The sequence below is a fragment of the Bradyrhizobium sp. MOS001 genome (assembly GCF_004634465.1).
GTDB classification, from domain to species: Bacteria; Pseudomonadota; Alphaproteobacteria; order Rhizobiales; family Xanthobacteraceae; genus Bradyrhizobium; species Bradyrhizobium barranii.
Map to the genome: position 1 here is coordinate 1 of NZ_SPVJ01000015.1, position 25447 is coordinate 25447.

Here is a 25447-nt window from a genome sequence, read left to right on the forward strand (position 1 = left end):
GGTTTGAGCCTTGAGGATGCGACGCCCGACCACACGGTCCTGAACCGCTTCCGGAACCAGCTCGTTGAACAAGGCCTGCTGGAGAAGCTGTTTGGCGAACTGGATCGTCAGCTTGAGAATGCCGGCGTGATCCTCAAGCGCGGCACGATGCTGGATGCGACCTTGATCCAGGCAGTCTCGGCTCCGCCCAAGGAGGATCGCCCCTCAAACGATCCTGATGCCCGGTTTGCCAAACGGCAGGGCAAAAGCGGCTCGACCTTCGGCTACAAGGCCCATGTCGGTGTCGACGAAGGATCCGGCTTGATCCGCGCGGTGTTGACCACACCCGCTAACGTCAACGATACGACACCGGCGGACGCTTTGATCCGCGGCGATGAAGCCGTGGTCTGGGCCGATGCGGCTTACGACACCCATGCCCGACGGGCCCGGCTGAAGGCGGAAGGCAAGAAGCCCCGCATCGCTCGTCGGCCCAACAGACATCACCCGGAACTGCCGCCCAGGCTCAAACGCTACAACCTCCTCATCGCGCGTCGACGAGCCCAGGTCGAGACCACCTTCGCTACTCTCAAACGCCGCATGCGGCTGACCTGCATCCGCTACGTCGGTCTGATCAAGGCGACCGGGCAAGTCCTGCTCGCCTCGATCGCCTTCAACATGAGGCGGTGGGCCACGATCGCCGCGTGAGCTGCCCGCTCAGGGCGACAACTACAGATCTTGCCAGGCAATTGCCGGGACCAGGGCACTCGCTCCTGACGTCTTCAGCCTCAAGAGCCGATAACGCAACAGGCCCCTTGTGGGAGAAGGTGGCGCGAAGCGCCGGATGAGGGGTCTTTCTCCGCGCATTCGAAGACAGCTGGACTCGCGGAGACAGACCCCTCACCCGTCTCGCCGCTGCGCGGCGAGCCACCCTCCCCCACAAGGGGGGAGGGAAAAAGGCCCCTCAATCCAGCTTCGCGTCCATGCCCCGCTTCACCGCGGGACGGGCCATCAGCGCCTCATACCAGCGCTTGACGTTGGGAAAATCGGCCAGCTCAACCTTGTGGCGAGGGTGGCGCCAGGCCCAGCCCAGGATGGCAAAATCGGCAACCGAGAGGTCGCCAGCGACGAAGTCGTGGGCCTCCAACCGGCGGTCCAGCACGCCGTAGAGCCGGCGCGTCTCCGCCATGTAGCGCTTCAGGCCATAGGCGCGATCCTGCTCGTTCTCGAGCGCGATGAAATGGTGCACCTGGCCGGGCATCGGGCCGAAGCCGCCCATCTGCCACATCAGCCATTCATAGACGGGGATGCGCCCGGCGAGCGATTTCGGCAGGAATTTGCCGGTCTTTTCGCCGAGATAGAGCAGGATCGCACCGGACTCGAAGATGCTGACGGGCTTGCCGTCCGGCCCCTCGGGGTCGACGATCGCGGGGATCTTGTTGTTGGGGCTGAGCTTCAGGAAGCCCGGCGCCATCTGCTCGCCCTTGGTGATGTTCACCGGCACCACCTTGTAAGGCAGCCCCATTTCCTCCAATGCGACCGAGATCTTGCGGCCGTTCGGCGTGTTCCAGGTGTGCAGCTCGATGGTCATTCAGGCATTTCCTTCCCCGAGATATCTGGCATGCAACTACTCCAGAAGGTTGCACCCCCACAACTGGCGGACCGGGATGGCCGATCCCTGTTGACTCGACCGGTCCCCTCTGGAATGTCGCGGCCGTCGCGGATAAATTCCGCCACCTCCAAAAAGCCCCGAGGGACCGCCGTGTCGAAATCTGCCTCCCGCGCCCGCCTGTTCGAAATCATCCGCCGGCGCTCCTTCGGCCGCGGTGACGTCACGCTCGCGTCGGGCCGCAAGAGCGATTTCTACTTCAACCTCAAGCCGACCATGCTCGACCCCGAGGGCGCGACGCTGCTCGCCGAGCTGACCTATGAGGCGCTGAAGGACGACCAGCTCGACTTCATCGGCGGGCTCGAGATGGGCGCGGTGCCGCTGGCCGGCGCGCTGGCGCAGATCTCCTGGATCAAGGGCCATCCGATCGCAGCGTTCTTCGTGCGCAAGAAACCGAAGGAGCACGGCGCGAAGCTCGCGATCGAAGGTCTGCCCAAGGGCGAGACGCTCGAAGGCAAGCGCGTCGTGATCGTCGAGGACGTCACCACCACCGGCGGCTCGGCGATGAAGGCGGTGGAATCGGTGCGCGAGACCGGCGCCGAGGTGGTGCTGGTGCTGACCATGGTCGACCGCGAGGAAGGGGCCACCGATACGTTTGGCGCGGCCGGCCTGCCGTTCCGCTCGCTGTACAAGGCGTCGGAGTTCCTGAAGGCTTAAGGCCGCGAGACAGTCCGTCCATGCCCGGGCGTTGCCCGGAAGCAACCATCCGCCGGAAGCTGTGCCCGGCCTTGAAGAGGTCACGGCCTCGACTTGAAATCGCCTCCGCTCAACTGCTCATTTACCATCCAGCACTATGGTGAATCATGTGCCGAGACCTCGGAAGGTTCCGGCCGGTTCAGTAGCGTCGGAGTGAGCATTGCGTACAGCCTTGTCCCATGCGCGTCGCGCGATGCTTGTGGCCGCCAGCCTGGCGGCCCCGCTGCTTGCGGCTCCAGCCCCGGCTTCGGCCGAAGGCCTGTTCGACTTCTTCTTCGGCGGAATGCAGCGGCCCCGGCCGCAGCGTGAGGTTCCGCAGCAGTCGAACTCCTTTGCCGATCCCTTCGCCAGCCAGCAGAATCCCGCAAACCCGCAATATGTGCCACCGACACGCGCGGCGGCGGCCGGCGGCTCGGGCCCGGCCTTCTGCGTGCGCACCTGCGACGGCAAATATTTCCCGCTGATGCGCGGCCTCGCCTCGCCCGCCCAGATGTGTCAGGCGTTCTGTCCTGCCACCACGACAAAGGTCTATTTCGGCTCTTCGATCGACGGCGCCGCTTCGCAGACCGGCGAGCGCTACGCCGACAGCGAAAACGCGTTCGCCTATCGCAAGGCGCTGCGTGCCGACTGCACCTGCAACGGCCGCGAGCCGGTCGGCCTCGCCCCGGTCGATCTCGCGCTGGATTCCTCGCTGAAAGCCGGCGACGTGATCGCGACCAGCGACGGCCTCGTCGCCTATACCGGCATCCGCGTCGGCAATGACCAGGCTGCGGACTTCACGCCGGTTGCCTCCTACCCGGGCCTCACCGCGCAGGTCCGCGCGCGGCTCGGCGAGATGAAGGTGGCACCGGTGCGCGCGGAGACGGTCGCGGCGGATGCGCCGGCCTCAGTCGAGATCGTGCGCGAGGCGCTGCCTGACGTGACGGTGCCGAAGACCCCAGCACAGAAGCCGGCGAAGCGGGCGGGGCTGGACTAAGCCCCAACTGAATCAAAGTCGTCATTGCGAGCGCAGCGAAGCAATCCAGTCTGTCACCGCGAACAGATTATGGATTGCTTCGCTACGCTCGCAGTGACGGAGAGTGCTGCGTCATCTCCCGATGATCACCCCGATCACGTTCGGGGCCGCCAGATATTTCTCCTCGATCGCCGCGCGCGCGGCGGCGCGGTTTTCCTGAGTCAGCAGGCCGCGCTTCTCGGCCAGGATCATCCAGCAGAAGCCCCACCAGTCGGTGAGCATGCCCGCCTCGCCGATGAGATCGTAACCCTGCTCGGCTGCGAAGATGCGCGCATGCGCTTCGTCCAGCGTGTCGAGGAACAGATGATCCTCGGTCGAGAACAGATCGTCGCTGACGTCGTCGATGGTGTAGCCCCAGATCGACTGGCACACCGCGTTGAACTCGCGGTCGAACTGGTCGTCATCGACCGCGTAGCGCCGCGCGGCCTGATGCAGCCGCGACAGCGAGCGCGCGAAATCGGCGATCCGGGTGAGGGCAAATTGATCGAAGGCGATGGTGGACATGTAGTCCTCGCAAAGTCTGACGGACGCTAGATATTGTGTCGGCAACGCGCCGAATCACAATGATATATCAAAGACTTGCTAAAGTGTTCTTAATTTGTTCCGGATCTGGGGACAAAGTCCGACTGGCGGAATCGAAAGGGGCCGCCTCGCAGCGACCCCTTTGCCGGTTGCAATCGTGTTCGGGATGAAATCCAGCCCCGGCAATTGGCAAGTTAGAGGTACCTATGGACTTAGGCGATTCCGGATAAGTACTGGACGTAGTCCTGTCCTATTTTCCGTTGACGAGCCCGATGGATCCGGGTTCGCGCGAGGCCGGGATCTCAATAACAGCGCGAGGCCGCAATAGCGTGGACGCGGCGGTCACCGAGCAGATGGGCGACAAAGCCATTACTGGGAAAGATCTTTGCGAACGCGGCATCGCGGATGCTGAGACCGCCGGCATAGGCGCCGAAGGCGGGCATCACCGCGCGCATCCCGTCACTGGCGAAACAGCGGCGTTCCATCGAGCGGCCGCGTGCGGAGACGCGCGCCTTCGGATGCAGATGGCCGGCGATCTCGCCGCGCGCACCTGTCGGCTCATGACGGAAGGTGATTGGGCCGATCGCGACTTCGTCGGCGACGGTCCCGCCCAGATCGCGCGGCAGCATCGGATCGTGATTGCCCGAGATCCAGATCCAATCGCGGCCGGTCTGGAGTGCGGCAACAGCATCGCGATCGTCGGACGACAACCGCTCATGCGCGGTTCGGTCGTGAAAACTGTCGCCGAGCGCGACAACCGTTCGGGGATTATGGCGGGAGATGACAGCAGCGAGACGGCTCAGCGTTGCCAACGTATCGTAAGGCGGCAGCAGCACACCGCGCGTGGCGAAGCTGGACCCTTTTTCCAGATGCAGATCGGAGACGACGAGCAGGCGTTGCTCTTCCCAGAACAGCGCACCGGAGAGATCGGTTGCGAAGGTCACACCGGCGATATCCAGTGCAAGCGTTGAAGTGATTGATAGTGCCACTTGCTCCGTCATGGCCGGGCTCGTCCCGGCCATCCACGTTCTTGCCGCGGAAGCAAAGACGTGGATGCCCGGGTCAAGCCCGGGCATGACGATGTGGATGGAGTTGCGCGCACCACTGGTAAAATTCTCTACGACATCGCCTCTTTGACCAGCTCGTCGGCGGCTTCCGCCAGGAGCTCGTCACCAGCTTCGCCATAGACTGACTCGCGGCCGATTTCCAGCATCACGGGGACGGCGAGCGGCGAGACGTGATCGAGTTCCCGATGCGTGATACGACCCTGGATGCGGGCAAGCATGGCGCCGAGACGGCGCAGGTCGAGCAGCCCGGTGGCGGCATCGGCACGGGCGGCGCGCAGCAACACGTGATCTGCCTGGTGCTTGCGCAGGACGTCGTAGACGAGATCGGTCGAGAACAGCACTTGGCGGCGGCTCTTGTCCTCGCTGGTGAAGCGCCGCTCGATCAGGCCGGAGATCAGCGCGCAATTGCGGAAGGTGCGCTTCATCAGCGCGGATTCCGCGAGCCAGGCTTCGAGATCGTCCCCGAGCATGTCCGGGTTGAACAGCGCGTCGAGATTAAGCTCGCCGTTGCGGATCATGAAGGAGGCATCGCCAAGCCCCCAGATCGCCACCGCATATTCATTGGCGACGAAGCCGAGCGGCCGGGCGCGCATCCGCTCCAGCCGCCGCGTCAGCAGCATGCCCAGCGTCTGGTGCGCGAGCCTGCCCTCGAAGGGATAGCAAATGAGATAATGCTTGTTGCCGCGTGGAAAGGTCTCGACCAGCAGCTCGCGCACGCCGGGCACACGTGAGACGTCTTTCTGCAACGACAGCCAGTCGCGCACCTGCTCGGGCAAACCATTCCATGCACGGCGGTCGTCGAGCAGGCGCCGCACGCGCTCGGCAAGATAGGTCGAGAGCGGAAATTTGCCGCCCATATAGGACGGCACTTTCGGGTCCTTGTCGTTGGCGCGGGAGACATAGACCTGATCCTCGGCCAACGCCTCATAGCGCACAACTTCGCCGCCGAACACAAAGGTGTCGCCGGCGATCAAGCCCTCGATAAAATATTCCTCGATTTCGCCGAGCACGCGGCCGCCGCGCGCGATGACGCCGGTCGAGCCGCTGCCGGTGGAGCGCCCACGAACGAGCCGCACCTTCAGCATCGGCTCCTCGACGATGGTGCCGACATTGAGACGATAGCTCTGCCGCACCTTTGGATTGGCGACACGCCAGCGCCCCTGCTTGTCCTGCTTGATGCGGGCGAAGCGCTCATAGGTCTTCAGCGCGTAGCCGCCGGAGGCGACGAAATCGACGACGTCGTCGAAATCCTGCCGGGCGAGATCTGAGTAAGGCGCGGCCGTGAGCACCTCGCCGTAGAGATCATCGCTCAGAAACGGCTCGCCGCAGGCGCGGCCGAGCACGTGCTGGGCCAGCACGTCGAGTGCGCCGGTGCGCAAGGGTGGCGTATCCTGCGCATTCTCGGCGATCGCATCGATCGCGGCGCGGCACTCCAGCACCTCGAAACGGTTGGCCGGCACCAGCACGGCGCGCGAGGCTTCGTCGAGACGGTGATTGGCGCGGCCGATCCGCTGCATCAGGCGCGAGGCGCCCTTGGGCGCGCCGATATTGACGACGAGATCGACATCGCCCCAGTCGACGCCGAGGTCGAGCGAGGAGGTGCAGACCACGCCGCGCAATCTGCCCGCCGACATCGCGTCCTCGACCTTGCGGCGCTGGGCGACGTCGAGCGAGCCGTGATGCAGCGCGATCGCGAGGTTGTCGTCGTTCATGCTCCAGAGATTCTGGAACAGCATCTCGGCCTGGCTGCGGGTGTTGACGAAGACGAGCGTGGTCCTGTTGGCCTTGATCAGCTCGTAGATTTCGGGAAGCGCGTGGCGCGCGCTGTGGCCGGCCCAGGGCAGGCGCTCGCGGGTATCCAGCATCTCGACCAGCGGCGGCGCGGCACCGCCGGCGACGACAATGTCGGCGGCCGCCTCCTTCCCGCCGGGCTGCGGCGCCAGGAAGCGCGCAAGCTGGTCCGGCTCGGCCACGGTCGCCGACAGGCCGATCGCGCGCAGCTCCGGCGCCAGCCGCCAGAGCCGCGCCAGACCCAGCGAAAGCAGATCGCCGCGCTTGGACGTCACCAGCGCGTGGAGCTCGTCGAGCACGATGCGCTTCAAGGAGGAGAACAGGAACGGCGCGTCGTCGGAGGAGAGCAGCAGCGCGACCTGCTCGGGCGTCGTCAGCAGGATATCGGGCGGATAGCGCCGCTGGCGCTGCCGCCGCGACACCGGCGTGTCGCCGGTGCGGGTCTCGACCTTGATCGGCAGCCCCATCTCCGCAATCGGCCGCTCGAGATTGCGGGCGATGTCGACGGCGAGCGCTTTCAGCGGCGAAATGTAGAGCGTGTGCAGGCCATCGCTGCGGTGAACATCGCGACCGGTGGAGATGAGGCTTTGCTTCGCCCTTCCGTCCCGTTCGACCGGCTGCGTCGAGAGCTCCACCAGCGTCGGCAGAAATCCCGCCAGCGTCTTGCCCGCGCCGGTGGGTGCGATCAGCAGTGCGGAACGATCCTCGCGCGCCTCGTCCAGCAGCGCGAGCTGATGCTCACGCGGCGACCAGCCGCGGGCCGCGAACCACGCCTGGAAGCGGTCGGGCAGCAGCGTGGCCGGCTCGGCCGGGATTTTGAGGATGCGGGGCGGCACGGCATCACAGGTAAGCCGTGGGGGTGGGTTCGTCGAGGGGTGGGGATGTGAATAGGTCTCGTAGGGTGGGCAAAGCGAAGCGTGCCCACCATTCGCACCGAGGTGTTCGGAGAGATGATGGGCACGGCGCGAGTGCGCCTTTGCCCACCCTACGGCACCCTGCCCGCACCTACTCCGACATCGGCTTGTCGGAGATGTCCCAGTCCTTGCCGCTGAAGGTCGAGATGAAGAGCGTCTTCATCGGCGTGTAGTCCTCGGGCGTGTAGCTGTAGGCGACACCGTCGAGGAAATAGGGCGAGTGGAAGCCTGCGAGCGTGGACGCCTGCTTCAGCACGTTGGCGCGGGTGAGATCGTCGCCGCAGCGGCGCAGGATCTCGCCCATGGTGACGGCCTGGCCGTAGCCGGCAAAGGCGATGGTGTTGTCTTGATCGATCGCCGGCGTGTACTTCTTGCGCAGCTCCTCGAACGCCATCACGTCCGGGTCCTTCTCCCATTTGGGCAGGCCGACTTCCTTGTTGTAGCGGATGGCGACGATGCCGGTGGCGTTCTCGAGGCCTGCTGCGTTGAGGATCGAACGACCGGTCGAACCGGCTGACAACAATTGCAGCGGCTTCCAGCCGAGCTCGGCCACTTTGCGGATCGACTGCGACGACGCCTTGCCGGTGGAAATGTTGTAGAAGACGTCGGCGCCCGATTTCGAGAGATTGATGAGCTGGGAATCGACGGTCGGATCGGTCAGATCGTAGGTCTGCTCCATGATCACCTGCGCGGTGCCCCCGGCATCCGCCAGCACCTTCTTGAACGGACCGAGGAAGTCACGGCCGAAATCGTCGTTCTGGTAGAGAATGCCGACCTTGGCATTCGGCTTCACGCTGAGGACGTGCCGCGCCAGGATGCGCGCCTCGGTCGGATAGAGCGGCAGGCCCGCCATCGTCCATTTGAACTCTTTCGGATTGTTCCACTTGGACGCGCCGGTGTTGAGCAGCAGTTGCGGCACGCCCTTGGAATTGAGATATTTGTGCACGGAGGTCTGCGGCGCGGTGCCGAGCGAGCCGTAGAGCGCGAGCACTTCCTCCTGCTCGACCAGACGCCGCGTCGCCTCGACACATTTCGGCGCGCTGTAGGCGTCGTCCATGGTGAGGAACTTGACCTTGCGGCCGTTGATGCCGCCCTTCTCGTTCAGCATCTGGAAATAGGCTTCGCCGATGCGGCCGAGCACGCCGTACAGCGAGCCGGGCCCGGAATGCGGCACGGTCTGGCCGATCTTGATCTCGGTGTCGCTGGCGCCCGCATCGTATTTCTTCTCCGCGGCCCAGACATACGGCGCAGGCAAGGTGGATGCAGCGATGGTGGCGAGCGCACCGGCGCTGAAATCGCGCCGCGATGGATTCTTGGTCATTTTTGTTTCTCCCTAGTGCGCGCATTGTGCTGGCAACGCAGCACGGCTCGCAAGTAGGAAGACGCCGCTTTGCGACGCAATGACGCTTAAATCGCGGGGTTTTTAGCGCCTAAACTCAAGTTTTCTCGGCGACGACGACGAGGCCGCGCACCGGCTCGTTGTTCTCGATGCGTGGCGATGCCGGCTCCAATGTCAGCAGCTTGAGCCCGGCCTTCGCCATCGCGTCACGCACATATTCCGCCGAATGGGCATAGCGCAGGCCTTCGCCGAGCACGATGCCGCTGCCGTCATGCGTCTCCAGCGTGAAAGCGAGTACGCCGCCGGATACGAGCACGCGCTGCGCTTCCGTGAGCACCGGCGCGAGATCGGAGAGATAGACGAACGCATCTGCGGCGACGACGAGGTTCGCGCTCGTATCGCCCTTGGTGCGCAGGCCTTCGATCATGTCGGCGACCTCGAGCTCGGCATAGAGCTCGGTGGCGCGCGCCTCCTTGATCATGCCGGGCGACAGATCGATGCCGATGAAATGATCGACCTGCTTTGCAAAGGCAGCCGCCGCAAGCCCGGTGCCGCAGCCGAGATCGATGGTGCGCTTGAACAAGGCCGGCTTCTTCGCGGCGACGCGCGCGGCCACCACCGCCTTGAAGATCAGCGACGGTGCGCGATAGTCGAGATCGTTGATCAGTGTGTGCTCGAAGCGCGGCGCGTACTGGTCGAACAGCGCCTGCACGTAGGCCTTGGGCATCTCCGCCATCTGCGCGTCGCCGAGCCGCATCAGATGCAGGCCGGCGCCGTGCTGGTCCTCGGGGTCGCAGTCGCATGCTTTCCGGAACGCCGCGATCGCCTTGTCGCCCTCGCCGAGCTGCTGACGGATCTCGCCGAGCGTGAACCAGGCCGAAGTGAAGTCGGGCGCGAGTTCGAGCGCCTGCTCGATGAGGTCGGCGGCGGCGGGCAGATCGCCCTTGAGCTGGAGGTCGCGCGCGAACTCGAAACGGCGGTCGGCCATGAGATCGCCGGAGGAGTGGAACAGGCGCAGGGGCATAGGAACTCGGCTCGTCATTGCCGGGCTCGAGCCGGCAATCCATCAAAAAGCGAACTGTTTAAAAGGATGGAGGCGCGGGTCCCGCCTCCGCCAATTGGCTTCGGCGGGCTTTTACACCGCCGGGCCGGCGAAGCCTAGCGGAGACGGCAAGCCCGCGAAGACGGGTTCATTTGGGGTGGCCGCTCCCTATATGACGCACATGCGTCCGCAAGACATCCTGCTGCCAACTGCTGACGGCCTGTGCTGCAAGCCCGGCACCTTCCACATCGACCCTGTCCGCCCGGTCGAGCGGGCCGTGATCACCCACGGCCATTCCGACCACGCCCGCGCCGGCCATGGCGCGGTGCTGGCAACGCAGGAAACGCTGGACATGATGCGGCTGCGCTATGGCGAGAACTTTGCCGGCTCGACGCAAGCGATCCGCTATGGCGAGGAGATCGGGCTCGGCGACGTCCGTGTGACGTTTCACCCGGCCGGTCATGTGCTGGGCTCGGCGCAGATCGCTGTGACCTGCAAGGACACCTGCATCGTCGCCTCCGGCGACTACAAGGATGCGCCCGACCCGACCTGCACGCCGTTCGAACTCGTGCCCTGCGACGTCTTCATCACTGAAGCCACCTTCGGCCTGCCGGTGTTTCGCCATGGCGACGCCGCCGACGAGGTGAGGAAGCTGCTGGCCTCCGTTGCATTGTTTCCCGAGCGCGCGCATCTGGTCGGAGCCTATTCGCTCGGCAAGGCGCAGCGCGTGATCGCGCTGTTGCGACAGGCCGGCTATGACGCACCGATCTACCTGCATGGCGCGATGGAGAAGATCACCGAGTACTATCAGAGCCGAGGGGTCAATCTCGGCGAGCTCAAGCCGGTGATGGGCGTCAAGAAGGCGGCGCTCGCCGGCACCATCACGCTGGCGCCGCCGTCGGCCACCTCGGACCTCTGGACGCGGCGCTTTCCCGACCCCGTCACCGCCTTTGCCTCGGGGTGGATGCGGGTGCGTGCCCGCGCACGGCAGCGCGGCATCGAGCTGCCGCTGGTGATCTCCGACCACGCCGATTGGGACGGCCTCACCGCGACCATCGCCGCGACCGGCGCCGGCGAGATCTGGGTGACGCACGGCCAGGAAGATGCGCTGGTGCATTGGTGCAAGTCGCAAGGTCTTCGCGCGCAGCCGCTCGATCTCGTCGGCTATGGCGAGGAGGAGGAGAGCGAGACGCCGCTTCAAGATGAGGCCGAAGCATGAACCGCTTCGCCGAACTGCTGGATCGCCTCGCCTACGAGCCCGGCCGCAACAACAAGCTGCGGCTGATCACCGGCTATTTCCGCGAGGTCGGTGATCCCGACCGCGGCTACGCCCTGGCCGCGCTGACCGGCGCGCTGAGCTTCAAGCATGCCAAGCCCGCGCTGATCCGCGATTTGATCGCGGCGCGCACGGATGAGGTGCTGTTCGGGTTGTCCTACGACTACGTCGGCGATCTCTCGGAGACCGTGGCGCTGATGTGGCCGCGGCGGGTGCCCGGCAACGGAAAGTCTTTTCCGGGCCACCCCTCTCCCCCGCCCTCCCCCGCATCCGCCTTCGCTAAAGCTTCGGCGGACAAGAGGGGGGAGGGACAGAGCGCGGAGCAATCGACAAGCAAGACGCCGATAAACGCGGGCGAGTCAATTTCGCATCAGGAACATACTTCCTCCCCCCTCTTGTCCGCCGTAGCTCGAAGAGCGAAGGCGGATGCGGGGGAGGGGCAGGGAGAGGGGTACCGCGGGCGGGATGCTCATGAGTCCACACATCCAAGCAACCACAACAACCCACCGCCCCCCACCCTCACCGAAGTCGTCACCACGCTGCGCACGCTCGGCAAGACCGAGCTGCCAAAGCAGCTCGAACGCTGGCTCGACGAGCTTGACGAGACCGGCCGTTGGGCGCTGCTGAAGCTCGTCACCGGCGCGCTGCGCATCGGCATCTCCGCGCGGCTGGCGAAGACCGCGGCCGCGGCGCTCGGCGACAAGGACCCGCATGAGGTCGAGCTGATCTGGCCGGGGCTCAGCCCTCCCTATCTCGACCTGTTCGCCTGGCTGGAAGGCCGCGGCGAAAAGCCGGTCAATCGCGATCCCGCGCCGTTCCGCCCGGTGATGCTCGCGCACGCGATCGAGGACACGGATTTCGCCGCGCTCGATCCCGCCGACTACATCGCCGAATGGAAATGGGACGGCATCCGCGTGCAGGCGGTGGCGGGCCGCGATGAGCACGGGCAGATCACGGCGCGGCTCTATTCGCGCACCGGCGAGGACATCACGGGGAGCTTTCCGGACCTCGTGCCGTCGCTGCGGCTCGCAGGCGCAATCGACGGCGAGCTTCTGATTCTGCGCGAAGGCCGCGTGCAGAGTTTCAATGTTCTGCAACAGCGCCTCAACCGCAAGGTCGTTTCGCCGAAGCTGATCAAGGAGTTTCCGATCCATTTGCGCGCCTATGATCTGCTCGGCGACGACGAGAACGATCTGCGCGAGCTGCCCTTCGCGGAGCGGCGCGAACGGCTGGAGACGTTCATCGGCAAGCTCGACGATCCCCGCATCGACCTGTCGCCCACCGTGCCGTTCGCAAGCTGGCAGGCGCTGACCGCGGCGCGCGCCGATCCCGCGAGTGCCGGCGCGGGCGAAGATGCCGATGCCGTCGAAGGCGTCATGCTGAAGCGGCGCGATGCGCCTTACCTGCCGGGGCGGCCAAAAGGCCAGTGGTGGAAGTGGAAGCGCGATCCGCACATCATCGACGCCGTGCTGATGTATGCGCAGCGCGGCCACGGCAAGCGCTCGTCCTATTACTCCGATTACACCTTCGGCGTCTGGACCGAGGGCGAAGCCGGCGACGAGCTGGTGCCGGTCGGAAAAGCCTATTTCGGCTTCACCGACGAGGAGCTCTTGCAGATCGACCGTTTCGTCCGCCGCAACACCACCGAGAAATTCGGCCCCGTGCGCCACGTCGTGCACGAGCGCGACAAGGGGCTGGTGCTGGAGGTGGCGTTCGAGGGGCTGCAGCGTTCCCCGCGGCACAAATCCGGCGTCGCCATGCGCTTTCCCCGAATCAGCCGGCTGCGCTGGGACAAGCCGCCGCGCGAGGCTGACCGGCTGGAAACGCTGGAAAAGATGCTGAAGGCTGACGAATCCCTACCAACAATTAAGGTTGCGGCTTCCGCCGACAGCCATTGACGAGGGAATGCGGGTTCCCCATGTGCCCCGCCGTGACCTATAATGGGGTCGAATCCCCGCGAGGAGTTTGAGATGGTCCAAGACGTCAGAGATTTGCCGGCCGGCCGCAGCGATGGGCTGAACCGCTTTCTCGGCGGCTCGCCGCTGGCGGTCGCGTTTCGCCTGGTCCTGCTCTCGATCCTGGTCGGCGTCGTGCTCGCCGCGATCGGCTTCGATCCCTGGAATATCATCTACAGCATCCGCTTGCTGTTCCAGCGTCTGTGGGATCTCGGCTTCGACGCGGTGAACTGGCTGTGGCGCTACTTCCTGCTCGGCGCCGTCATCGTGGTTCCGATCTGGCTGCTCTCGCGCGTCTTCGGCGCGCCGCGCAACAGGTAAGGATTTGGGAGCCCGCAGCCGATGCAATTGCGCTTTGTCGGCTGCGGCGACGCCTTCGGCTCGGGCGGCAGGCTCAACACCTGCTTCCACATCTCAGGGCGCGCGGCCAACTTCCTGATCGATTGCGGCGCGTCGGCTCTGCCGTCGTTGAAGCGACTCGAGATCGACCGCAACGAGATCGACCTCATTCTCATCACGCATTTCCACGGCGACCATTTTGCCGGGCTGCCGTTTGTCCTGCTCGATGCGCAATTCTCGCGGCGGACCCGGCCGCTGACGATCGCGGGCCCGCAAGGCCTCGAGACGCGGCTCGGCCAAGTGATGGAGGCGCTGTTCGAGCACTCCTCGAAGACCAAGCAGCGCTTCGAGCTGAACCTCATCGAACTCGCGCCCGGGCGAAGCCAAACCTTTGGCGGGGTGAATGTGACGCCCTACCCGGTCGTGCACGGCGAATCCGGCGGGCCGTTCTTGGCCTACCGCGTCGAGGTTGAAGATCGCACGCTCGCCTACAGCGCCGATACCGAATGGACGGAGGCGCTCATTCCGCTGGCGCATGGCGCGGACCTTTTCATTGCGGAAGCCTATATGTACGAGAAGGTGGTCAAGAACCATCTCAGCCTGAAGACCTTGGAACAGCACCTCCCCGCCATCGGCGCCAAGCGGCTTGTCCTCACCCATATGAGCGACGACGTGCTGTCGCGCCTGGACGACGTACCGCATCTCGCCGCCGAAGACGGCATGGTGGTCGTGTTCTGACATGCACGCGCCCGTTCATCCCAGGATCGGTTCCCGCCAGGTCTTCACCATCGCCGGTCCCGCGATGGTCGCGAACCTCACCACGCCGCTGATCGGCGTAGTCTCGACCACCGCGATCGGGCGGCTCGACGATGCCGCGCTGCTTGGCGGCGTCGCGATGGCCTCCGTCATCTTCGACTGCCTGTTCTGGCTGTTCGGCTTCCTGCGCATGAGCACGCTCGCCTTCACGGCGCAGGCGCTCGGCGCGGGCGAGACACGCGAGCAGACCGTGATCCTGGTGCGCGGCTTCATTGTCGCGGGCCTGATCGGCGCCGCGCTGATCGTGCTGCAACTGCCGCTGGCCGCCGGGCTGTTCGACCTGATGGGCGGCAGCGAAGGCGTCACGCGCGCGGCAAAGACCTATTTCATGATCCGGATCTGGTCGTCGCCGTTCGCCTTCGCCAACTACGTCGTTCTCGGCTGGCTGGTGGGGCAGGCGCGCGCCAATCCGGCGCTGCTGCTGCAGGTCGTCATCAACCTCATCAACATGGCGGCGACGATCTTGCTGGTGCTGGTCTACGACACCGGCATCGCGGGCGCGGCGATCGCCGCACTGCTCTCGGAGACGATTGGCTTCGTGCTCGGCGTGATCGTCTGCCGGCGCTATGCGGATGGCGGCTTTGCGGTGCCCCTTGCCACGCTGCTCGACCGGGCAAAACTGATGCGGCTGCTGGCGGTGAACTCCGACATCATGATCCGTACCGCGGCGCTGATCGCCGTGTTCCTGTTCTTCACCGCCAAGGGCGCACGCGCCGGCGACGTCACGCTGGCGGCGAATTCCGTGCTGAACAATTTCCTGCTGGTCAGCGCCTTCTTCCTCGACGGTCTTGCGAACGCAGCCCAGCAGCTCTGCGGGCGCACGTTTGGCGCGCGTGATTCCAGGGGCTTTGCGGACTCGACCCGGCTGGTGCTGCTGTGGGGCCTCGGCTTCGCGCTGGTCGTCGCGGTGCTGTTCGCGCTGTTCGGGCCGAACCTGATCAATGTCATGACAGCGAGCGAGGACGTCCGCCGCGCCGCGCGCGAATTCCTGCCGTTCATCGTGCTCGCGCCGATCCCCGGCGTGTTCGCCTTCGGCTTCGACGGCATCTATGTCGGCGCGACCTGGGCGCGCGAGATGCGCAATCTAATGCTGTTATCGTTCACGATCTTTATCGGCGCCTGGTGGGCGCTGCAATCGTTCGGCAATGCCGGGCTGTGGAGCGCGCTGATCGCGTTCTACGTCGCGCGCGGCGGCTTGCAGGGCGCAAGGTATCCTGCGTTGTATCGGGTGACGTTTCCGAAATCGTAGATTCGTAGCCCGGATGGAGCGCAGCGAAATCCGGGGTCTTCGTGCTCGCGGAAAGAATCCCGGATTGCGCTGCGCTCCATCCGGGCTACTGGACGGTGGCTACATCCCCGGCCAGTCTTCCGCCGTGAGTGTCGCCGCGTCGGCGCCGACGATTTCGGACAGCGAATCCCGCCCTGTCCGCAGCAGCGTCGAGGTGAGATCGCGTTTGATCTCGTCGACGAGGCCGAGGCCCTTGTAGACCAGCGACGAATAGAGCTGGATCAGGCTCGCGCCGGCGCGGATCTTCGTCAGCGCGGCGCCGCCGGAATCCACGCCGCCGACGCCGATCAAGGGGAAGGCGCCCTCGACGCGCACATAGGTCTCCGCGACCATGCGCGTCGACAGGCGGAACAGCGGCCGGCCGGACAGACCACCCTGCTCCTTGGCGCGCATTTCCTCGCGCAGCGTGCTCGGCCGCGCGATCGTCGTGTTCGCCACGATCATGCCGTCGACCCGGCGCGAGCGCGCCACCTGCACGACGTCGTCGAGCTGGGCGAGGCTCAAATCAGGCGCGATCTTGAGCAGCACCGGCGTGTCGCCGGCCTTCTGGCGCACCCGCTCGCGCGCGTCGATCACCCTGGCGAGGAGATCGTCCAGCAGCGCGCCTTCCTGCAAATTGCGCAGGCCCGGCGTGTTCGGCGAGGAGACGTTGACGGTGAAATAGCTCGCGACCGGCGCAAAAGTCTCGATCAGCTTGACGTAATCGCCGACGCGATCCGGCGAATCCTTGTTGGCGCCGACATTGACCCCGACGATGCCGCCGTGCTGCGCACGCGCCGCGAGCCTACGCAGCGCGACTTCAGCGCCGTCATTGTTGAAGCCCATGCGGTTGATCACGGCCTCGTCGCGCTCCAGGCGAAACAGCCGCGGCCGCGGATTGCCGCTTTGCGGCTTCGGCGTCACCGAACCGATCTCGACGAAGCCGAAGCCGAGCCGCAGCAGCGCATCCGGCACCTCGGCGCTCTTGTCGAAGCCCGCGGCCATGCCGATCGGATTGGGGAAGTTGAGCCCGAAGGCGCGCACGGCGAGCTTGGGATCGTCAGGCCGCGGCTTGACCGGCGGCAGGAAGCGCAGGCCCTGGATCGCGAGGCGATGCGCATCCTCCGGATCGAGCCAGCGCAGCACCGGCAGCGAAAAGGCGTCGAAAGCGCGGATCACGGGATAAGCTCCGGAACGTCGTGGCCGCCATCGGAGCGCATGTTGAGGTTCATCACCGACAGCACCGCGCCGAGATCGAGCTCGCCATAGAGGTGCGGAAACAGCTCCTCATTGCGCGAGCGCTCCCAGCGCAATGCGCTGCCGAGCGCGTCGCCGTCGACCTCGACCAGGAACAGCGCGCGCTGCCCGAAATAGTGCTTGCGCAAGGTCTCGGGAACCTGGGGCGCGGTCGAAAAATGGATGAAACCGTCGCGCGAATCGTCCGCGCTGCCCCGGTAGACGCCCTGCCGTTCCGCCTCGCGCCAGGCCGAGGCCGGACAGATTTTGTAGATCTTGACCACCGCTCACGCAGCCCTGTTTGCTCTTTGAGTCTTTTGGGTTTTTTCGTCTCGTGCGGGTCCTCAAAACCCGGGCGCGACCGTAATGGCCGCCCCCTCCGAACTCAAGGCTTAGAGCCATTTCCGTTCCGATGAAATCGGAACGGGGCTTTAAATTCTTGTTTTGACGCGTTTTCTTGACGCGAACCGGTATCCGCTTCGCTTGAAAATGCTTCTCCCGCCACCCCTTGCGCGAAAAACGGAAAACCGGTTGATTTGAGGACAGTTTTCCTGAGTTGCGACGGGCTGGACCTTCCATGGTCAGACAGGCCAAAGCGCAGAGGATACTGACTCACGACCAGATCTGGGGAGCGCTGGATCGGCTGGCGGAGCGTGCCGGCCTGTCGCCGTCCGGCCTCGCCAAGCGGGCCGGGCTCGATCCCACCACCTTCAACAAGTCCAAGCGTGTCACCCCCGACGGGCGCGAGCGCTGGCCATCCACCGAATCGATCGCGAAAGCGCTGGCGGCGGCCGGCTCCTCGATGGACACCTTTGCCGGGTTGACCGGTGACGACGCCAGCGACGGCCGATCGGTGCCGCTGCTCGGCCTCGCGCTAGCCGGCGCGAGCGGAGCTTTCGACGAGTCCGGCTTTCCATCCGGCAAGGGCTGGACCGAACTTGCGCTTCCCACCGCCGAGGACAGTCGCGCCTTTGCGCTGGAGATTTCCGGCGATGCGCTTGCCCCGGCCTATCGCGACGGCGACGTCATCCTGATCTCGCCCCGCGCGCCGATCCGCAGAGGCGATCGAGTGGTGGTGAAGACCAAGGCGGGCGACGTGACGGTCGCGACGCTGAAGCGCCGCACGGCAAAGGCACTGGAATTGCAGCCGCTCGATGCATCGCAGGCCGAGCATACGATGGCGCCGAGCGACGTCGGCTGGATCGCGCGAATCGTGTGGGCGAGCCAGTGATTGCGTCGTGACCGCACCATGACGCCGGCCGCGCCGCTTCTCGCCCCGGCGACCTTGCGACTCACCATCCCTCTCGCATAGGTTGCGGCCGATTTTGCCGATCAAATTCATCGCAGGGGGATATGATGAATCGCCGTCACGCATTGAAGGCCCTGGCGGGTCTCGCACTCTGTCCGCTGTGCAAGCCGGCCTTTGCCGCCGAAGGCACGCATTGGAGCTACGAGGGCGCCGGCGGCCCGGCCAAATGGGGCGATATCGACGCGGCGAACAAGGCCTGCGCGGTCGGCTTGCAGCAATCGCCGATCGACATCGAGGGGACGATCAAGTCGCAATTGCCTGTTCTGAAGCTGAACTGGGGCAAGAGCGCCGACACCATCGTCAACAACGGGCACACGATCCAGCTCAACTTCGCCGAAGGCAGCACGCTCACGCTCGGCGATATCAAATACAAGCTGCTCCAGGTGCACTTCCACCGGCCGAGCGAGCACATGATCGGCGGCAAGAACTTTCCGATGGAAGCGCACTTCGTGCATCGCAACGATGCCGGCGGGCTCGCCGTGGTCGGCGTGCTGATGGCGGAAGGCAAGCCGAACACGGCCTTCGGCAAGATCGTCAAGACCATGCCGGCGGCGGAAGGCCCCGCGGTGAAGGCCGATGCAGCGATCGATCCCCACGCCATGCTGCCGCACAGGCTGAGCTATTTCCGCTACTCCGGCTCGCTGACGACCCCGCCCTGTTCGGAGGTCGTCGAATGGCTGCTGCTGACCGACCCGATCCAGGTGTCAGCCCCCGACGTCGCTGCGTTCGCAAAGCTCTATCCGATGAACGCGCGCCCGGTGCAGAAGGACAACCGGCGCTTCGTGCTGCGCTCGATCTGAGGCGCGCTTCAAATCTGTAGCCCGGATGAGCGTAGCGACATCCGGGCTACGGCATCTATTACGCACTTCGCGCCAGCGCGCCGTCGATCATGTTCACCGCGTTCTGCACGCCGTAGACCGCAACGAAGGAGCCGAAGCGCGGGCCCTTCTCCTGGCCGAGCAGCACCTGGTAGAGCATGTTGAACCAGTCGAGCGTCACGCCCGGACGGCCGTCCTTGCCCTTCTTGACCTGGTCGAGGAACGGCTCGCGGCGGCCGATCTCGTAGACGACGTTCTGGATGTCCTCGGCCGAGGATTCCTGCGGAAGCTGCGACAGCGCATCGCGCAGATCCTGCAACGCGGCGCGCTCAACCTCGGTCGGCTCGCGGAACTGCTTCGTCGGCGCCACGAAGTCACGATAATAGTTGATGGCATAGCCGACCATCGCATCGAGCTTCGGATGCGTTTGCGGGCTCACGCCGGGACGATAGCGACCGATGAAGCCCCACAGCGTCTCGGCATTCTCCGCATTCGACGACGACACCAGCGTCAAGAGGAGCTGGAACGTGACGGGCATGTCGCCCTTCGGCGGATGGCCGTTGTGGACGTGCCAGACCGGATTGCCGAGCTGCTGCTTGCCATCCTGCTTCGCAAAGCCGTCGATGAACTGCTGGTAGTCGTCGACGTTGCGCGGGATGACATCGAAATACAGCCGCTTGGCCGCCTTCGGCTCGCGATACATGAACAGCGACAGCGATTCCGGCGACGCATAGCGCAGCCATTCGTCGATGGTCAGGCCGTTGCCCTTCGACTTCGAGATCTTCTGGCCCTTCTCGTCGAGGAAGAGCTCGTAGTTGAAACCTTCGGGCGGCGTGGCGCCGAGCGCCTTGGCGATCGCACCGGACAACTTCACGGAGTCGATCAGGTCCTTGCCGGCCATCTCGTAGTCGACGCCGAGCGCGACCCAGCGCATCGCCCAGTCGGCCTTCCACTGGCACTTGACGTTGCCGCCCGTCACCGGCGTCTCGACTTCCTGGTTCGTGTCCGGATCGACATAGGTCACGGTACCGGCCGCGACGTCGCGCCGGATCATCGGCACCTGGAGCACGACACCGGTGGTCTTACTGATCGGCAGGAACGGCGAATAGGTGGCGCGGCGATCGGGGCCGAGCGTCGGCAGGATGATCGCCATCACCTTGTCGTAGGCAGCTAACATCTTCAGCAACGTCGCGTCGAAGCGGCCGGACGTATAATAGTCGGTCGAGCTCGCGAACTCGTAGTCGAAGCCGAAATGATCGAGGAAGGCGCGCAGGCGCGCGTTGTTGTGGTGCCCGAACGACGGGTACTCGTTGGAGAACGGATCCGGCACCCGCGTCAGCGGCTTGCCGAGATGCGCGGCCAGCATCTCCTTGTTGGGGACGTTGTCGGGCACTTTCCGAAACCCGTCCATGTCGTCGGAGAACGCCAGCAGGCGCGTCTTGATCTTGTCCTCGGTGAGCACGCGAAAGGCATGGCGCACCATCGAGGTGCGCGCGACCTCACCGAACGTGCCGATATGCGGCAGGCCGGACGGGCCGTAACCGGTCTCGAACAGCACCTCGTCCTTCGGGCTTTTCTTCAGCCGCGCGACAATGGCCTTCGCCTGCTCGAACGGCCAGGCGTTGGATTGTTCGGCGAGCGCACGCAGATCGCTCGGGTTCGCGGCAAGATCGATGACAGACATTCAGGGGCCTCCAGGCCGCGGAAAATAGCGATTTCCGGGCAGAATGCAAAAGTAGCAGCGCCTTTATCGTGGAATCGTAGGGTGGGCAAAGCGAAGCGTGCCCACCACTGCCAAAGACGGTGGGCACGGCGCTAGCGCGCCTTTGCCCACCCTACGGCACTAAAACGGGCTCACCGAAAAATACCGCAGCCACAGATCGGTGTAGCGGCCTTTCTCCCAGACGCGGAACAGGGCCCAGTTCAGGGCCTGGCGCAGCACGTCGTTGCCCTTGCGGACGGCGATGCCGATGCCCTCGCCGAAGAAACGGCTCTCGACAAAGGGGCCGCCGGAGAAGGCGCAGCAATCGCCGGAATCCGTGCCGTTGATCCAGAACGCCAGCGAGATGGCGTCGCCGAAGATGAAATCGACCTCGCCCTTGCGCAACGCCGCGCGCATCGCATCGTCGTTGGGATAGGGGTGCAGCTCGGCGTCGGTGAACATCGCCTTGAGGTACGCTTCGTGCGCGGAGCCGGCGATGACGCCGACTTTCTTGCCTTCGAGATATTCGGGCCGGATCTCCGGCATCACTGCGTCCTTGCGCGAGGCGAAGCGCGCCGGCACGCGGTAATAGGGATCGGTGAAATCAACGCGGACGCGGAGCTGCGGACTCACCGCCATCGAGGCGATGATGGCATCGCCCCGGTTGGAGGAGAGCGCGTCGACCAGGGTCTCGAAGCGGCGCATCTGCACCGTGCAGGTGACCTTGATCTCCTCGCACAGCGCGCGGGCGAGATCGACGTTGAAGCCGGCCGGATTGCCGTCGGCGCCGGTGTAGTTGAACGGCGGATAGTCGGTCTCGGTCAGGAAGCGGATCACGGTCAGGCGCGACAGGTCGGGCCGCTCCGGCCGCCGCCGCGGGTCCCAGAAGCCGGGCACAGCCTGCGGGGCCGCCTGAGGCGCGACCTGCGGCGTGGCCTGGGGCGCTGCCGGAGGCTGCTTGGCCGGGGCCGGGGCCTGCGCCTTTGCGGCGGGCAGGCCTACGAGCAGACATGCGCAGGCGACCAGCCCGGTCAGGACGCGGCGCACGGTTTTGGACGATTTTGCCTGTCGCGACGGGGCCATCGGCGGGAAATGAACGAATTTCGTTGGGATCGGAAGGCGTTATAGACCATCCCGCCGGGAACGCGAGCGCCGATTGCGGGATGGGTAAAGGTCTCTCAGCCGTCATGCCCGGGCTTGTCCCGCCTGCGGGGCCGAAGCCCATCCGGCGAGGCGAAGGCCCGGGCATCCACGAACATTAGCACCCCCCGAAGAACGTGGATGGCCGGGACAAGCCCGGCCATGACGATGTGGAGAGGACTGCGCCCGAAAGGGCCCTCAGAGATACCGCTTCAAATCGGCCGCGGCCTCTTCCGGCGTCCGCTTCATGTTGAACGGCGATACGAACCGCCCGTCGCGGTCCATCAGGTAGATCAGCGCGGTGTGGTCCATGGTGTAGTCACCGTCCTTGGTCGGGACCTTCTTGGCATAGACCCGGTAGGAGGTGATCACCTTGGCGGTCTCGGCGGGGTCGCCGCTGAGCCCTTCGAGGTGCGGGTCGAAGCTCGACAGATAGTCCTTCATCGTCGCCGGCGTATCGCGCTCGGGATCGACCGAGATGAAGACGGCATTGACCTTGTCGGCATCCTTGCCCATCGCGCGCAGCACCTCCGAGATCTCGAACAACGAGGTCGGGCAGACGTCGGGGCAATGAGTATAGCCGAAGAAGATCAGGGTCGGCTTGCCCTTCAGGTTCTTGTCGGTGACGGCCTTGCCGTGCTGGTCGGTGAGCTGGAACGGGCCGCCGATCGCGGCGGGCTGCGCCACCTTGCTGACCCCGCCCATCGCCCAGAACACGATCAGCAGTCCGACGACGAGGCTTGCAGCGAAGGCGGTCGCGATCACCAGCGGACGGGCAGTGGAGCTCATGAGCGGAAAACTTCCTGTCGCAGGTCAGAAGCAGGCGGCAAAGCCGGTCCTGATCATTTCGAAGAATACCTGGCTGCCGTAGTGGAACCAGAGCGCCAGCGCGCCGAGCACGACCAGACCGCCGATCCCCGCGCCAGCCAACAGCAGCACGAACGGCAGCCGGCCGGCAGTGGGCGAATTGTCCTGTAGCGGTTGGGCCGGGTGCAGTGGTTGAGCCATGACAACGATCGGGGCGAAGGCCCCGGTTCCCTGCCATTCAAATAGGTGTTGGCCCGGGCCCGGGCAAGCGCCGCGGGTGTTCCAAGGAATACTTCCCGGAGTCAGATCGCGCCGATGACGTCAGCGAAGCAGCTGGCCCCGAGCGGACTCCAGCTCTTCCGCTTGCGGGAGAGCCCGGCGCAGGGGTCGGTTGGTCGAGGCCTGCGCGTCGAGGTAGCAGGGCTTGTACATGGCCTGGAGCTGCTTGCCCCTCAGGAAGAGCATGTGCGGGGTGAGGCCGCCGCGCTGGTTGATCCAGCGCTTCACCTGCGAGGGATACATCGCATAGAGCATCTGGGTCGCTTCGGAGTTGGTCACCGCACGGCCGTTGGCGCCAAAATCCCAGGCGGCGTGGAAGCCGAGGGTCGCGTGCGAGGTCACACAGATGCGGTCGCGCGGAATGGCGCCGAGGACGATGGTGCAGGCCGAGGCACAGAGGCCGTCGATGATGACGGTGTCGCCTGACTGGCGCAGATCCTGGTACCTGTCGACGTAGGTTCCGATCCGGCCACCGCGGTCATCCGCAATCCGAACCACTGCGTGAGAAGCCCCCATGCCCGCGATCAGGAGAACCGCCGCGAGCAACCCCGTCAGAAACTTCATTGTCCCCCGCCCCAGTCGAATTCGAATCTGCGTGTCAGGTGGTGATGCGTTGCTAGCGTCCGTCCTAACCGTGGTTTTGTCTAGGCACGCCGGCTGGCTCAAAACAAATTCAAATCCAGTGTTGCGCCCGCGCTGCAGTCGGACGGCCCTAATCCCAAAGCGGAACAAGTTAACGATGCCTTATGCGCCACACCCTTGATCTCAGCTGCAACCGCTGGCTTCAATCCCGGGTAACTACAGGGGGGAACCTATGGCTGAAGAGACAGACGTCATCGTCGTCGGTGCGGGACTATCGGGACTGGTGGCCGCAACCGAGATTGCCGACGCGGGCAAGCGCGTGATCGTGGTCGACCAGGAGGGCGAGCAGTCGATCGGCGGCCAGGCATTCTGGTCGTTCGGCGGCTTGTTCCTGGTCAATTCGCCGGAGCAGCGCCGGCTCGGCATCAAGGACTCCTTCGACCTTGCCATGCAGGACTGGATCGGCACCGCCGGCTTCGACCGCGACGAGGATTTCTGGCCGCGCCAGTGGGCCGAGGCCTATGTGGCGTTTGCGGCGGGCGAGAAACGCGATTGGCTGCGCGCGATGGGGCATCGCATCTTCCCGGTGGTCGGCTGGGCCGAGCGCGGCGGCTATGACGCGATGGGCCACGGCAATTCGGTGCGCGCTTCCACGTCACCTGGGGAACCGGCCCCGGCATCGTCGAGCCGTTCGAGCGCCGCGCGCGCGAGGCCATGAAGAGCGGCCGGCTGACTTTCAGGTTCCGCCATCGCGTCGATGCGCTCTCCATCACCAATGGCACGGTGGACGGCATCAGCGGCGCCGTGCTCGCCCCTGACAATGTCGAGCGTGGCAGGAGCTCGTCGCGCAACGTGGTCGGCGAGTTCGCGCTGAAGGCGCAGGCCGTGATCGTGGCGTCCGGCGGCATCGGCGGCAATCATGAGCTGGTGCGGCAGAACTGGCCGAAGCGGCTTGGCGAGCCGCCGAAGTTCATGATCTCCGGCGTGCCGGAGCATGTCGACGGCCGCATGATCGGCATCACCGAGAAATCGGGCGCGCGGCTGATCAACCGCGACCGCATGTGGCATTATGTCGAAGGCATCCAGAACTGGAATCCAATCTGGCCGCGCCACGGCATCCGCATCCTGCCCGGCCCGTCCTCGATGTGGTTCGACGCAACAGGCACGCGGCTGCCGGCGCCGTTGTTTCCCGGCTCCGACACGCTCGGCCAGCTCCAGTACATCATGTCCACCGGCTATGATTATTCCTGGTTCATCCTGACCCAGAGCATCATCAAGAAGGAATTTGCGCTGTCGGGCTCAGAGCAGAATCCCGATCTGACAGCCAAGAGCTGGCGGATGACCCTGCGCCGCGCCACCAACAAGGGCGCGCCGGCGCCGGTGGAGGCATTCAAAAGCCATGGTGTCGACTTCATCGTACGCGACAAGATCGAGGATCTCGTCGCGGCCATGAACAAGCTCGCCGACAGCGACCTCCTCAAGCTCGAGCACGTCAGGATGCAAATCGAGGCGCGCGACCGCGAGATCGCCAATCCCTACGTCAAGGATGCGCAGGTGATGAACATCCACAATGCGCGGCGCTATATCGGCGACAAGCTGATCCGCACCGCCTCTCCGCACCGCATCCTCGATCCCGCGCAGGGGCCGCTGATCGCGGTCAAGCTCAACATCCTCACCCGCAAGACGTTGGGCGGTTTCGAGACCGATCTCGACTCGCGCGTGTTCGGCAGCGAGGGTAGCGTCATTCCCGGCCTCTATGCGGTCGGCGAAGCCGCAGGCTTCGGCGGCGGCGGCGTGCACGGCTATCGCTCGCTGGAAGGCACCTTCCTCGGCGGCTGCCTGTTCTCGGGCCGCAATGCCGGCCGCGCCGCGGCGAAGGCCGTGGGCTAG

23 protein-coding genes and 1 pseudogene are annotated in these 25447 nt (G+C 65.2%); 11 read left to right on the plus strand and 13 right to left on the minus strand.

Annotated elements, in window-relative coordinates; all coding sequences use genetic code 11:
- Positions 1-684: IS5 family transposase (locus tag CT676_RS19875; protein ID WP_135215206.1), on the plus strand; the 684-nt coding region annotated here is incomplete at its 5' end.
- Positions 685-940: 256 nt separating this feature from the next.
- Here CT676_RS19875 and CT676_RS19880 read toward each other — a convergent pair.
- The gene (locus CT676_RS19880; protein WP_038959906.1) at positions 941-1567 is read right to left on the minus strand and encodes a glutathione S-transferase family protein; all 627 of its coding nucleotides are present in this window, start codon (positions 1565-1567) and stop codon (positions 941-943) included.
- A gap of 171 nt (positions 1568-1738) precedes the next feature.
- Between CT676_RS19880 and pyrE the strand changes: the two genes are divergently transcribed.
- Both pyrE and CT676_RS19890 read left to right on the plus strand, forming a co-directional pair.
- Entirely contained in the window at positions 1739-2302 is a 564-nt protein-coding gene (pyrE, locus tag CT676_RS19885; RefSeq protein WP_014491354.1) for an orotate phosphoribosyltransferase, read from the plus strand.
- A 232-nt stretch (positions 2303-2534) separates the two neighbouring features.
- Positions 2535-3317: a DUF2865 domain-containing protein gene (locus CT676_RS19890; protein WP_071909165.1), complete on the plus strand. Its 783-nt coding sequence runs from the start codon at positions 2535-2537 to the stop codon at positions 3315-3317.
- Between the two features lie 111 nt (positions 3318-3428).
- On the opposite strand, the gene CT676_RS19895 is transcribed toward CT676_RS19890, so the two are convergent.
- From CT676_RS19895 to CT676_RS19915, 5 genes are all read right to left on the minus strand, one after another.
- Positions 3429-3860: a hypothetical protein gene (locus tag CT676_RS19895; protein ID WP_014491352.1), complete on the minus strand. Its 432-nt coding sequence runs from the start codon at positions 3858-3860 to the stop codon at positions 3429-3431.
- Between the two features lie 320 nt (positions 3861-4180).
- Positions 4181-4879, minus strand: a complete 699-nt coding sequence (gene pdeM / locus CT676_RS19900; RefSeq protein ID WP_085398435.1) for a ligase-associated DNA damage response endonuclease PdeM — start codon at positions 4877-4879, stop codon at positions 4181-4183.
- Positions 4880-4995: 116 nt separating this feature from the next.
- Positions 4996-7572, minus strand: a complete 2577-nt coding sequence (locus CT676_RS19905; RefSeq protein ID WP_135215207.1) for a ligase-associated DNA damage response DEXH box helicase — start codon at positions 7570-7572, stop codon at positions 4996-4998.
- A gap of 169 nt (positions 7573-7741) precedes the next feature.
- Complete coding sequence (locus tag CT676_RS19910; RefSeq protein ID WP_085398188.1) at positions 7742-8971, minus strand: ABC transporter substrate-binding protein; 1230 nt, start codon at positions 8969-8971, stop codon at positions 7742-7744.
- A 115-nt stretch (positions 8972-9086) separates the two neighbouring features.
- Positions 9087-10013 (minus strand): methyltransferase domain-containing protein, encoded by a 927-nt coding sequence (locus CT676_RS19915; protein WP_085398187.1) that lies wholly within the window; start codon positions 10011-10013, stop codon positions 9087-9089.
- A 199-nt stretch (positions 10014-10212) separates the two neighbouring features.
- Here CT676_RS19915 and CT676_RS19920 point away from each other — a divergent pair, with 199 nt between their 5' ends.
- The 5 genes from CT676_RS19920 (at position 10213) to CT676_RS19940 (ending at position 15666) form a co-directional block, all read left to right on the plus strand.
- Positions 10213-11250 carry a ligase-associated DNA damage response exonuclease gene (locus CT676_RS19920; protein WP_085398189.1) on the plus strand — a complete coding sequence of 346 codons (1038 nt, stop codon included), beginning with the start codon at positions 10213-10215 and terminating at the stop codon, positions 11248-11250.
- The gene (locus CT676_RS19925) at positions 11247-13205 is read left to right on the plus strand and encodes an ATP-dependent DNA ligase (RefSeq protein WP_135215208.1); all 1959 of its coding nucleotides are present in this window, start codon (positions 11247-11249) and stop codon (positions 13203-13205) included. Before CT676_RS19920 ends, CT676_RS19925 begins: the two co-directional genes overlap by 4 nt.
- A gap of 72 nt (positions 13206-13277) precedes the next feature.
- Positions 13278-13583, plus strand: a complete 306-nt coding sequence (locus CT676_RS19930; protein ID WP_063979849.1) for a DUF6460 domain-containing protein — start codon at positions 13278-13280, stop codon at positions 13581-13583.
- Between the two features lie 21 nt (positions 13584-13604).
- A complete protein-coding gene (locus CT676_RS19935) occupies positions 13605-14339 on the plus strand; it encodes an MBL fold metallo-hydrolase (protein WP_085398357.1) in 735 nt (244 codons plus the stop codon).
- A gap of 1 nt (position 14340) precedes the next feature.
- Positions 14341-15666 carry an MATE family efflux transporter gene (locus CT676_RS19940; RefSeq protein ID WP_085398356.1) on the plus strand — a complete coding sequence of 442 codons (1326 nt, stop codon included), beginning with the start codon at positions 14341-14343 and terminating at the stop codon, positions 15664-15666.
- A 99-nt stretch (positions 15667-15765) separates the two neighbouring features.
- On the opposite strand, the gene CT676_RS19945 is transcribed toward CT676_RS19940, so the two are convergent.
- Together CT676_RS19945 and CT676_RS19950 are read right to left on the minus strand one after the other, a co-directional pair.
- Positions 15766-16863: a quinone-dependent dihydroorotate dehydrogenase gene (locus tag CT676_RS19945; RefSeq protein ID WP_063979852.1), complete on the minus strand. Its 1098-nt coding sequence runs from the start codon at positions 16861-16863 to the stop codon at positions 15766-15768.
- A complete protein-coding gene (locus CT676_RS19950) occupies positions 16860-17204 on the minus strand; it encodes a DUF952 domain-containing protein (protein WP_071909157.1) in 345 nt (114 codons plus the stop codon). The genes CT676_RS19945 and CT676_RS19950 overlap by 4 nt, the downstream gene beginning before the upstream one ends.
- Before the next feature lie 293 nt (positions 17205-17497).
- Between CT676_RS19950 and CT676_RS19960 the strand changes: the two genes are divergently transcribed.
- Together CT676_RS19960 and CT676_RS19965 are read left to right on the plus strand one after the other, a co-directional pair.
- On the plus strand, positions 17498-18151 hold the full coding sequence (locus tag CT676_RS19960; RefSeq protein WP_085398355.1) for a helix-turn-helix transcriptional regulator: 654 nt from the start codon (positions 17498-17500) through the stop codon (positions 18149-18151).
- 125 nt (positions 18152-18276) lie between these two features.
- A complete protein-coding gene (locus CT676_RS19965) occupies positions 18277-19029 on the plus strand; it encodes a carbonic anhydrase family protein (protein WP_085398359.1) in 753 nt (250 codons plus the stop codon).
- A gap of 58 nt (positions 19030-19087) precedes the next feature.
- Here CT676_RS19965 and CT676_RS19970 read toward each other — a convergent pair whose 3' ends face one another.
- From CT676_RS19970 to CT676_RS19995, 5 genes are all read right to left on the minus strand, one after another.
- Positions 19088-20731, minus strand: coding sequence for a lysine--tRNA ligase (locus CT676_RS19970; RefSeq protein WP_085398354.1), 1644 nt, complete (start codon positions 20729-20731; stop codon positions 19088-19090).
- Between the two features lie 159 nt (positions 20732-20890).
- Positions 20891-21832, minus strand: a complete 942-nt coding sequence (locus CT676_RS19980) for a transporter substrate-binding domain-containing protein (RefSeq protein ID WP_085398353.1) — start codon at positions 21830-21832, stop codon at positions 20891-20893.
- Positions 21833-22087: 255 nt separating this feature from the next.
- On the minus strand, positions 22088-22678 hold the full coding sequence (locus tag CT676_RS19985) for an SCO family protein (RefSeq protein ID WP_014491337.1): 591 nt from the start codon (positions 22676-22678) through the stop codon (positions 22088-22090).
- A 24-nt stretch (positions 22679-22702) separates the two neighbouring features.
- Complete coding sequence (locus tag CT676_RS19990) at positions 22703-22897, minus strand: hypothetical protein (RefSeq protein ID WP_028160269.1); 195 nt, start codon at positions 22895-22897, stop codon at positions 22703-22705.
- 120 nt (positions 22898-23017) lie between these two features.
- Positions 23018-23539, minus strand: a complete 522-nt coding sequence (locus CT676_RS19995; protein WP_085399635.1) for a hypothetical protein — start codon at positions 23537-23539, stop codon at positions 23018-23020.
- Positions 23540-23789: 250 nt separating this feature from the next.
- On the opposite strand from CT676_RS19995, the pseudogene CT676_RS20000 reads away from it, so the two are divergent.
- A pseudogene (locus CT676_RS20000) lies at positions 23790-25447 on the plus strand (FAD-binding dehydrogenase).